Genomic DNA, 9,803 nt, shown 5'->3' on the forward strand with positions numbered 1-9,803 from the left:
TCGGCGCCGGGCCGCCGCCCCAGTCGCTCTCCCGGATCGCCTTCATCGCGGCCTTCCGGGTCTCCCGGTCCAGCCGGTCGATGAAGATGATCCCGACCACCTGGACGGGCCGGCCCGGCGGCGGACGGCAGGAGGACGGCGGGGTGCCGGAACCGCAACTGACACCCGAGGTGTTCGACCGCGCCGTGGTCGCGATCGCCCTGACCGCCGGCCCCGAACACCGGATGGTCTACTACAACGACGCCTTCCGCGACCTGTTCGGCGACCGCCCGCTCGGCGCACCCGCCCGCGAGGCGTTCACCGAACCCGGCACCGAACGGCTGCTCGCCACCCTGGACGCGGTGCTCACCGACGGCACCGCCCGGCAGGTCACCGCCCACCGCACCCTCGGCTGCCCCACCGGCGGGACCGCCCACCGGCACTTCGTCTACTCCTGCTCGCCCGCCGCCACCCGGTACGGCCCCGGCATCCTCGCCGCCGCCATCGACACCACCGCCGAACTGCACTCCGCACTCGAAGCCGAACGCCAGTCCGCCGAACGCCTCGAAGCCCTCCAGCGCTACGAGGCGCTGATGGCCGCCGCCGCCCAGATGGTCTGGGTCGTCCGCCCCGACGGCACCGCCCGCGAACTCGTGCCCGGCTGGGAGGAACTCACCGGCCAGCCCTTCACCGAGGCCGCCGGCCTCGGCTGGCTGGACGTCGTCCACCCCCGCGAACGCGAGGCCACCGCCGCCCGCTGGGCCGCCGCCACCCGCGACCTGCCCGCCGTCTTCGACCACACCTTCCGGGTCCGCAGCGCCGCCGGCGGCTACCGGCACGTCCGCTCCCGGGCCGTCCCCGTCCTGCACGAGGAACGCGGCCACGAATGGATCGGCACCACCCGCGACATCGAGGACCAGTGGCACGCCCGGCTGCGCGAACGCCTGCTCGCCCGGGCCGGCGCCGTCACCGAGGCCGAACGCGCCGAGGACGCCTTCACCGCCCTCGCCAGCACCCTCGTCCCCGACCTCACCGACGTCTGCGCCGTCTACCTGCTGCCCGGCCCCGACGCCGCCGACGACGAGGTCGTCGCCACCCGGATCGCCTCCGTCGCCCGCCCCGGACTGCCCCCGGTGCCCCCGCTCGACCGGCAGACCTTCACCCTCGGCGAGCACGCCAGGAAGGCCGTCACCGACCGCGTCCCCACCCTGCTGCGCTTCCCCGACGGCGCGATCCCCGCCGGCGCCGTCCCCGAGATCTCCGCCCGCTGGCTGCACGACACCCGCGCCACCAGCCTCACCCTGCTGCCGATCGTCGTCGACGGCGCCGTCGTCGCCCTCGCCGCCACCGCCGGCTGCGAAGGCGCCCCGGCACCCGGACCGGCCGACATCGACCTCCAGCACGAAGTCCTGCAGCGCGCCCAGGCCCCGCTGCGCCAGGCCCTCGCCCTGCAACGCGCCCGGCACGCCGCCGTCGTCCTGCAACGCGCCCTGCTCACCACCCCGCCCGCGCTCGGCGGCGCCGCCGTCGCCGCCCGCTACCAGCCCGGCAGCCGCAACGCCGAGGTCGGCGGCGACTGGTACGACGCCTTCACCCTCCCCGACGGCTCGCTCGCCATGACCATCGGCGACGTCGCCGGACACGACCTCGCCGCCGCCACCACCATGGGACAACTGCGCGCCATGCTGCGCTCCATCGCCTACACCCGCGGCCAGGCCCACACCCCCGCCGACACGCTGCGCGAACTCGACACCGCCGCCGAGGGGTTGGGCGTCGGCAGCTTCGCCACCGCCGTGCACGCCCGGCTGGTGCGGCACGGCGCCGACGGCGGCTGGGAGATGGAGTGGGCCAACGCCGGACACCCGCCGCCCGTCCTGCTCCCGGTCGACGGGCCGCCCCGGCTGCTGTCCGCCGAGGACGCCGACGTCCCGCTGTGCGTCGACCCGCGCCGCCCCCGGGTCACCCACCGGCACCCGGTCGGACCCGGCGAGACGCTGCTGTTCTACACCGACGGCCTGGTCGAAGTGCCCGGCGAACACCTCGGCGACGGCATCGCCCGGCTCTGCGAAGCCGCCGCCGCGGCCCGCCGCCGACCGCTCGCCGACCTCTGCGAGCACCTGGTCACCGGCGTCGCCGACGTCCGCGACGACATCGCCGTGATCGCCTTCCGGCCCGACCCGCCCGGACGGGTCGCAGTCGGGCGCGCCGCACCCGGCGCGGGCAGCGGGGGACGGCCGTGAACGGGCCCCGGGAGGAGGAACCGGGCCGGGAACCGGGTCGGGGAGCCGGACGGGACCGGGGCAGCGGCCGGGCAGCCGGACCGGAGCAGGGCGGGAAGCGGAGGAGCGGCGTGGACGGCTACCAGGACGACCGGCACGACGGCAGTGCCAGCGGCAGCGGCAGCGGCAGCGGCAGCAACGGCGGTGGTGGCGGCGCAGCCGCGGCCGGGGAGGCGGACGGCGTGGCGGAGCAGACGGCACCGGAGGGCGGCGAACCGGTGGCCTGCGGGGCACCGGGCGGCGAGCCGCTGGGCAGCGGCGAGGGCGACCACGTCGACGCGGCCCTGCTCGACGCGCTGTTCGCGCAGGCCCCGCTCGGCCTCTACCTGCTCGACCAGGAGCTGCGGGTGATCCGCTACAACACCGCCGCCCGGGGCGTGCGCGGCATGCCCAGCGCCGACATCGTCGGACACCGCCCCGCCGACTTCGCCCCCGGCTTCGACCGCGCCGAACTGGAGGTGCTCGCCCGCCAGGCCCTCCAGGACGGCGGCTACGTCCGCGAGCACCTCGTCCGCGGCCGGATGCCCACCGACCCCGGACAGGAGATGGTCGGCGCCGTCTCCTTCTTCCGGATCCTCTCCGACACCGGCCGCCCCTACCTGGTCGCCGCCATCGAGGACGTCACCGAACGGCAGGGCGCCCTCGACCGGCTCGACATCCTGCACAGCGCGCACCGCCGCCTCGGCGCCTCCCTCGACGCCATCGGCTCCGCCCAGGAACTCTCCGACGTCGCCGTCCCGCGCTTCGCCGACTCCGCCACCGTCGACCTGCTCGACGAACCGCTGCGCGGACTGCCGCTGCGCACCGGCCCGATCGACCCCGGCGCGCCGCTGCGCCGCGTCGCCTACCGCTCCGTGCACGGCAGCGGCCCCGGCGGACCCTCGCCCGGGCCGATCCCGCACGGCGCGCTGTCCACCTACGGGGCGCCCACGCCGTACAGCCAGGCACTGGTGGACGGGCGGGCCCGGCTGATCCGCGGACTGACCGGGGACGAGGACTGGCTGACCGCCGACCCGGAGCGCGGACGGCGGCTGAGCGAACTCGGCGTGCACTCGATGGTCGTCGCGCCCCTGGTGGTGCACGACGCCGTGCTCGGCGTGCTCGCGCTGTACCGGTACCGGCGCTCCGAGCCGTTCGACCAGGACGACCTGGAACTGGCCGTCGAACTGGCCTCGCGCGGCGCGGTGTCCATCGACAAGGCGCGCAGCTACGCGCGCGAGCGCTCGATCGCCACCACGCTGCAGCGCCAACTGCTGCCCCGGGAACCGGCGGAGCTGAGCGCCGTGCAGAGCGCGCACGTCTACCTGCCGGGCGTGGTCGGACCGGGCGGCGACTGGTACGACGTGGTGCCGCTGTCCGCCGCCCGGGTCGGCCTGGCGATCGGCTCGGTCACCGGCACCGGCATCGAGGCCGCCGCCGTGATGGGCCAGGTCCGCACCGCGCTGCGCACGCTGGCCGTCCAGGACCTCCAGCCCGACGAACTGCTGGTGCGGCTGGACGACGCGGCCCGGGTGCTCACCGACGAGCAGCAGGGCAGTCTGCCGGCCGGCGCGGACACCCTGCCGGACGGGCTCGCGTCCTGCCTGTACCTGGTCTACGACCCGATCGGCCGGACCTGCACGGCGGCCTCGGCCGGACACCCCGGGCCGGTGGTGGTCGGCGCGGACGGCGTCCCCGTGCCGTTCCCGGTCGAACCCGGACTGCCGCTGGGCTGCGGCGACGGCTGCTACGAGACGCGGGTCGCGGAAATCCCCGTCGGCAGCGTCCTGGCGCTGTACACCAACGGGCTGATGTCCGGCCCCGGGCGGCGCCCCGGCCCCCGGACGGGCGGGGCCGCGGAGCGCGGCGGACTGGAGGAGGCGCTGCCGGTCGGACCGGGGGAGGGCCGGCGGGCGGTGCTGCAGCGGGTGCTGGCCCGGGCCGGGGAGGAGGAACTGCCGCAGCTGTGCGACCAGGCGGTGTACGCGCTGCTGCCCGAACGGCAGCGCGAGGACGCGGTGCTGCTGCTGGTGCGCACCCTGGGGCTGCCGGACGACAAGGTCGCGGTGTGGACCCTGCCCGAGGACCCGGCGGTGGTGCGCACCGCCCGGCGGCTGGCCGAGCACCAGCTCGCCGCCTGGGGGCTGGAGGAGCTGGAGTTCTCCACCGACCTGATCGTCAGCGAGCTGGTGACCAACGCCATCCGGTACGGGAAGTCGCCGATCCGGCTGCGGCTGATCAACGACCGGGGCCTGATCTGCGAGGTGTCGGACAGCTCGGACAGCACCCCGCACCTGCGGCGGGCCAAGACCACCGACGAGGGCGGCCGCGGACTGTTCATCATCGGGCAGCTGGCCCAGCGGTGGGGGACCAGGTTCGCCCGGCACGGCAAGACCATCTGGGCGCAGCAGGAGGTGCCGGGGGAGCGGGACCCGGCGGAGCTGGAGGCCGGCGGCGAGGGCGAACTGCCTGGGTAGCGCGGGGAGTCGCGGGGAGTCGCGGGTAGCGCGGGAGTGCGGGCGGCCGCCGGCGGGGTGCTCCGGCCGGCGGCCGCTCAGGGGTTGCGGGTGGTGCGGGGTAGTGCGGGGTGGTGCTGGTGGGACAGGACTCAGGGGCGGGTCTTGGGGGCGTTCTCCGCCGTCCGGGCCGGGTCGAACTCGGCGACGGGGGACAGGATCTCGTCCATCCGGGCGAGCAGCGCGGGCTCCAGCTTCACGCCCGCGGCCTTGACGTTCTCGGTGACCTGCTCGGGGCGGGAGGCGCCGATGATCGCGGCGGACACGTTCGGGTTCTGCAGCACCCAGGCGACCGCGAGCTGGGCGAGCGAGAGCCCGGCCTCCGCGGCGAGCGGCTGCAGCAGCTGGACGCGCTCCAGCACCTCGGGCCGCAGCAAGCGGGCCACGAAGTTCGCGCCGCCCTTCTCGTCGGTGGCCCGGGAGCCGGCCGGCGGCTCGGCGCCCGGCTTGTACTTGCCGGTCAGCACGCCCTGCGCGATCGGCGACCAGACCACCTGGCCGATGCCCAACTCCTCGCAGGTGGGCACCACTTCACCCTCGATGACCCGCCACAGCGCGCTGTACTGGGGCTGGCTGGAGACGAACGGGACGCGCAGCTCGCGGGCCAGCGCGTGGCCCGCCCGGATCTGCTCGGCGGTCCACTCCGAGACGCCGATGTACAGGGCCTTGCCGGAACGGACCACGTCGGCGAACGCCTCCATGGTCTCCTCCAGCGGAGTCGACGGGTCGTAGCGGTGGGCCTGGTAGACGTCCACGTAGTCGGTCTGCAGGCGGCGCAGCGAGCCGTCGATCGACTCCATGACGTGCTTGCGCCCCAGCCCGCGGTCGTTGCGGCCGGGCCCGGTCGGCCAGAACACCTTGGTGAGGATCTCCAGCCCCTCGCGGCGTTCGCCCTTGAGCGCCCGCCCGAGCACCGACTCGGCGCGGGTCTCGGCGTACACGTCGGCGGTGTCGAAGGTGGTGATCCCGGCGTCGAGGGCGGCGCGGATGCACGCGGCCGCGGTGTCCTCCTCGACCTGCGAACCGTGGGTGAGCCAGTTCCCGTACGCGATCTCGCTGATGATCAGGCCGCTGCGGCCCAGGTGGCGGAATTCCATGGTCCGTACGCTACGCCAGTGGCGGGGGAGAGGAGGGGAGGCGGGTGGCGCGGGGGACGGCGGGGGCCGGGACGGAGGTCGTCCGGCCCGGGCCTTTGGGCCCTACCGAGCGGGAGGCGGGCGGGCGCAGGATCGAGGTACTGGAGACGTGGGACGCGACGAGGATGCGGCGAGGAGTGATCCGCGATGACCGAGTCGACGGCGAGGGCGACGGCGGTGCCCGGGCCGGTGGCGGCGCCCGGGCCGGGAGTGCCGGGCGGGCCGGTGGACGGGGTGCCGGGCGGGCCGGTGGACGGGGTGCCGGGCGGGCCGGTGGACGGGGTGCCGGGCGGGCCGGTGGACGGGGTGCCGGGCGGGCCGGGGCCGGCGGAACTGCGGGAGCTGGTGGCCGCGGCCGGGGCCGCGCCGTCCCTGCACAACGCGCAGCCCTGGCGGTTCCGGCCGACCGCGGACGGGCCCGGGGTGCTGGTGTTCGCCGACCCGGCGCGGGCGGTGCCGCTGGCGGACCCGGACGGGCGCGGGATGCTGTTGTCGATCGGCGCGGCACTGTTCAACCTGCGGGTGGCGGCGGCCCGACTCGGCCTGCCCGTCGAGGAGTTGGACCTGCTGCCGGACCCGCTCGGCCCCGACCGGCCGGTGGCCGTGGTGCGCTTCGGGCCGCGCGGAGTACCGTACGAAACGGCCGAGTTGGCCGGGGCGATCACCCAACGGCACTCCAGCCGCGAGCCGTTCGGGAACCGGGACGTGCCCGAGGCGGTGATCGGCGAGCTGATCGCGGCCGCCGCCGACGAGGACACCGTGCTGGACGTGCTGGAGGAGGACGGGGCGCGCCGGGTGCTCGCGCTGACCGCCGAGGCCGAGGCCAGGATCGCCGCCGACGCCGCCCGCCGGGCGGAGACCGCCGGCTGGGTGCGGGCCGGCGCGGCGCCGGCGGCCCCGGACGGCATCCCGGAACGCGCCCTCGGCCCGCAGGACCACGAAGCCCGGGTGCCCGTAAGGGACTTCGCCGGACGCGGGCCCGCACACGCGCAGCGTTTCGAGGCGCTGCCGCAGGTCGCCACCATCGCCACCCGGGGCGACACCGCCGCGGACTGGCTGCGGGCCGGACAGGCGATGGAACGGGTCTGGCTGGTGGCCACCACCCGCGGGCTGCGGGTCTCGGTGCTCCACCAGGCCGTCGAACTCCCGGACACCCGTTGGCGGTTGCGCGACCCCGAGCGCGGCGTCGGCACCGTGCAGGTGGTGCTGCGGATCGGCTACGGCCCGCCCGGACCGGCCACCCCGCGCCGGGACGTCGAGGACCTGCTGCGCGACCCGGCCGCGGACCGCTGAACCGGGGCCGCCCGGCACTTGTCGGTGCCGGGCGGCACGATCGGCCGCACGACCCCACGGACGGACGGAGCGGCGGCATGACGATCACCAACGAGCGGCTGGCGGAGTACGAGTTCCTGCGCCCGATGCGCGGCGACGGCTACTACCCGGCGCACCTGGTCGCCGCGGGCGGCGAGATCCTGCGCGCGCTGTGCGAGCGGATCGAGGCCGAACCGCCGCGCGGACTCGACGAGTTGTACGCCCTGACGCACGCCGCGACGGAGGAGTTCAACCTGCTGGCGGAGGAGTTCGAGGCGGCCGGCAGCGAGATCGAGACCGTCGCGCGCGACACCATCGCGGTGGACTTCGAGCACCTCGCGCAGGCGTACGGCTTCCCGGACGCCGACCTGGAGGAACTGGTGGCGCCCCGCGACTGGTGACGGCGGTGCTGCTCCGGCGGATGGCGGGGCCGGCGGCGGACGGCGGGGCCGGCGCAGGGGGCGGTGCTAGGGTCCGCGGCATGGGGGAAGACCTGGACGCCGTCGAGTGGACCGCGCTGAGGCACGAACACGGCAGCGCCGACGACCTCCCGGAACTGCTGCGCGCCTGCGCCGGGGACGACCCGGAGGCAGCCGAGGACGCCGCCGCCGAGATCCACGACCGGATGGTGCACCTGGGCGGCTGGATCTGCTCGGCGGCCCCCGCCGCCCTGCCCTTCCTGCTGCGGCTGGCCGCCGACCCCGCCCGGTCGCCGAACGTCCGCCGCAGCCTGCTGGAAACGCTCGGCATGCTCTCCGGCACCCCCGCCGCGCACGTCCCGCCCGGCACCGACGACACCTGGTGGGCGGCCTGGGCGCGGGCCCTGCCGCAGACCCTCGCCCTGCTCGACGACCCGCTGCCCGCGATCCGCCGCGACACCGTCCGGATGCTCCGCACCTGCCCCACCCCCGGCCGGGACCTGCTGCCCGCGCTGCTGCGCCGCCTGCGCACCGAGGACGACCCGGCGACCCGCCTCGCCCTGCTGGCCGCGCTCGGCCCCGTCCAGCGGCGCGAACCCGCCGGCGCGCAGGGCCCCGGGGCCCGGGAGACGCTGCACGCCCTGCTGGCGGGCGGCGACCTCCAGGAACGCCTGGGCGCCGTGTTCGCCCTCGCCCCCGAGGACCGCGGGCTCCCGGCGCGGCACGCCGACCTGATCGCCCGCGCCGTGCGCGACCCCGGAGCCCGGCGGTGGGACGAGGACGGCGGGCCGGGAAGCGTCCACGGCCGGGCGGCGCGGCTGTTCCCCGCACCCGGGCCGGCCACGGCGTTCGTCCGCGAACTGCTCCGCGACCACCCCGACGCCGCGCACCGGGCCGCCGCGCTCGAACAGGCCGGCGGGCTGCTCGCCGACTGGCACTCGCCGACCCCGCGACTGCTGCCCGCGATCGCCGCCCACCTCGACGACCCCGTGCCGGAGGTGCGCCTGCTCGCCCTCGACCTGCTCGCCCGCCTCGGCCCGCCGGCCGTCACCCCGCACGCCGACCGGATCGCGGTCCTGCTCGGCGACGCCGACACCGCCGTCGCCGCCACCGCGACCTGGGCCCTCGCCCGGGGCGGCGACCCGCGCTGCGTGCCCGCCCTGCGCGCCGCCCCCGAGGCTTTCGGCGACACCGGCCACCTCGACCGGGCCGCCCTGCCCGCTCTGCCCGAGGTGCTGGCCCTGCTGCCCGGGCACGCGGACGCCCTGATGCCCGTGCTCGAACGGCTGCTCGCCCGGGACGGGCGCCCGGCGACGGTGTACCGGTGCGGCCGGGTGCTGACCGGCTGGAGCACCGCGAGCCCGACCGCCGTCGAACGGCTGCTCGTCCTGCTCGGCGAGGACCCGGCGTGGGCCAGTGCCGCCGAGACGCTCGCCGGACTCGGCCCGGCGGTGCTCGGCGCCGACCTCGCCGCCCGCGCCAGGACGATGCTCTCCGCACGGATGAACGGCCCGGACAGAGGGGCGGCGACCGCCGCCTGGGCGTGCTGGAGACTCGGCGGCGATCCGGAGGCGGCCGTGGACGCCCTCGCCGCCCACGCGGACGACCACCGCGCGCTGCGGATGCTCGGCGACCTCGGCCCGCACGCCGCCCGCTGCGCCGCACTACTGCGCGAGCGCGCCGCCGACCCGGACGAATGGACCGGGGTGCGGGCCGCGGGCGCGCTGTGGGCGGCGACCGGCGACACCGGGACGGCCGTCCCCGTGCTGCTCTCCGCCCTGCACGGCCTCGACCGGGGGCAGTACCACCCCGTCATGCCCGCCGCCGTCCGGCAGCTGGCCCTGATCGGCCCCGCCGCCCGCCCCGCCGCCCCGCTGCTGCGCGCCGCCCTCGCCGCGGACCGCCGGCTGCGCGGCGAGGACGCGACCTGGCGCGGCTTCCTCCGGGACGAGGAGCTGCGGGCGGCGGCCTCCCGGGCGCTGGCGGCCGTCGGGGGATGACGCGCGAGGGCGCGACCTCGGCGGTCGCGCCCTCGGGGTGTGCGGGGAAGCCCGCGGCGGGTCAGCCCGCCTTGACCTCGCCGGTGAGTTGGGGCAGGACGTTGAAGAGGTCTCCGACGACGCCGTAGTCGACGAGTTCGAAGATGGGGGCTTCGGGGTCCTTGTTGACGGCGACGATGGTCTT

Annotated in this window: 6 protein-coding genes and 1 pseudogene; 5 read left to right on the forward strand and 2 right to left on the reverse strand. The window is 76.8% G+C overall.

Features of this window, described 5'->3' with window-relative positions; translation table 11 throughout:
• A partial coding sequence (locus tag ACWEO5_RS36550; protein ID WP_452166413.1) for a SpoIIE family protein phosphatase occupies window positions 1-2,219 on the forward strand: 2,219 nt, incomplete at its 5' end.
• A gap of 110 nt (window positions 2,220-2,329) precedes the next feature.
• Window positions 2,330-4,714, forward strand: a complete 2,385-nt coding sequence (locus ACWEO5_RS36555; protein ID WP_452166414.1) for a SpoIIE family protein phosphatase — start codon at window positions 2,330-2,332, stop codon at window positions 4,712-4,714.
• 131 nt (window positions 4,715-4,845) lie between these two features.
• Here the strand turns inward: ACWEO5_RS36555 and ACWEO5_RS36560 are convergent, their stop codons facing one another.
• Window positions 4,846-5,850 carry an aldo/keto reductase family protein gene (locus ACWEO5_RS36560; RefSeq protein WP_452166415.1) on the reverse strand — a complete coding sequence of 335 codons (1,005 nt, stop codon included), beginning with the start codon at window positions 5,848-5,850 and terminating at the stop codon, window positions 4,846-4,848.
• A gap of 186 nt (window positions 5,851-6,036) precedes the next feature.
• On the opposite strand from ACWEO5_RS36560, the gene ACWEO5_RS36565 reads away from it, so the two are divergent.
• The 3 genes from ACWEO5_RS36565 (at window position 6,037) to ACWEO5_RS36575 (ending at window position 9,619) form a co-directional block, all read left to right on the forward strand.
• Window positions 6,037-7,182, forward strand: a complete 1,146-nt coding sequence (locus ACWEO5_RS36565; protein WP_452166416.1) for an Acg family FMN-binding oxidoreductase — start codon at window positions 6,037-6,039, stop codon at window positions 7,180-7,182.
• A gap of 77 nt (window positions 7,183-7,259) precedes the next feature.
• A complete protein-coding gene (locus tag ACWEO5_RS36570; protein ID WP_344554597.1) occupies window positions 7,260-7,601 on the forward strand; it encodes a DUF5713 family protein in 342 nt (113 codons plus the stop codon).
• Between the two features lie 80 nt (window positions 7,602-7,681).
• Window positions 7,682-9,619, forward strand: a complete 1,938-nt coding sequence (locus ACWEO5_RS36575; RefSeq protein WP_452166417.1) for a hypothetical protein — start codon at window positions 7,682-7,684, stop codon at window positions 9,617-9,619.
• A gap of 61 nt (window positions 9,620-9,680) precedes the next feature.
• On the opposite strand, the pseudogene ACWEO5_RS36580 reads toward ACWEO5_RS36575, so the two are convergent.
• Window positions 9,681-9,803, reverse strand: a pseudogene (locus tag ACWEO5_RS36580) (electron transfer flavoprotein subunit alpha/FixB family protein); the annotation flags it as partial.

This window comes from Kitasatospora sp. NPDC004272 (assembly GCF_053603035.1).

Excerpts from the sequence above, each read along its gene's own strand:
- ACWEO5_RS36560 (WP_452166415.1), bottom strand. The coding sequence starts at position 5,850 with ATGGAATTCCGCCACCTGGGCCGCAGCGGCCTGATCATCAGCGAGATC.
- ACWEO5_RS36565 (WP_452166416.1), top strand. The coding sequence starts at position 6,037 with ATGACCGAGTCGACGGCGAGGGCGACGGCGGTGCCCGGGCCGGTGGCG.
- ACWEO5_RS36570 (WP_344554597.1), top strand. The coding sequence starts at position 7,260 with ATGACGATCACCAACGAGCGGCTGGCGGAGTACGAGTTCCTGCGCCCG.
- ACWEO5_RS36575 (WP_452166417.1), top strand. The coding sequence starts at position 7,682 with ATGGGGGAAGACCTGGACGCCGTCGAGTGGACCGCGCTGAGGCACGAA.